The organism is Candidatus Eisenbacteria bacterium (assembly GCA_005893305.1).
Classification (GTDB): Bacteria; Eisenbacteria; RBG-16-71-46; order SZUA-252; family SZUA-252; genus WS-9.
The window spans coordinates 24,312-24,840 of sequence record VBOZ01000020.1 but is presented as its reverse complement, the minus strand read 5'-3'; the positions used below and the strand labels follow the sequence as shown (position 1 = coordinate 24,840).

Here is a 529-nt window from a genome sequence, read left to right as displayed (position 1 = left end):
GGGTGCGGTTTGGCAGGACCAGCACAACCCATCGCGCACACCATGGCCATCGCCAGGAGGAAACGCATCGCGAGCACTATGCACCTGGGAAGTCTGGTCATGCAGGGCACGAATCATACGATCTGATCACCCACCAAGAAGATAGCAAAACGCCCTTGACACCTGCACAAATGTGCACTATCCTATGTGTCATGAGCAAGCCCAATCCGCCCAAGACGCCGGGGGGTGCCCGGAAGCGCAAGCCCAAGCGGTTTGCCGCGATCGACGTGGGGGCCGATCGCGAGCAGGCGGTCCTGGACATGATTGCGGGGTCGCTTCGCGAGCAGGGACGGCCGCCCACGATCCGAGAAATCGGGGAGGCCTTCGGGATCGCCTCGACCAACGGGGTCCGCTACTACCTGGACCGCCTCGAGCGGGCGGGGAAGATCCACCGGGATCGCTGGACCTCGCGTGGGATCGGGCTCAAGGCGATTCCGGGAGGCGCCGCCGCGAGAGCATCCATCCCCGCGGTCCGCCCCATTCCCGAGCA

At 64.8% G+C, this 529-nt stretch carries 1 pseudogene (running past one end of the window); it reads left to right on the top strand.

The window, feature by feature from the left end:
• Positions 1-170: 170 nt before the first annotated feature.
• Positions 171-529, top strand: a pseudogene (locus tag E6K79_07615) (hypothetical protein); it runs 73 nt beyond the window's last position.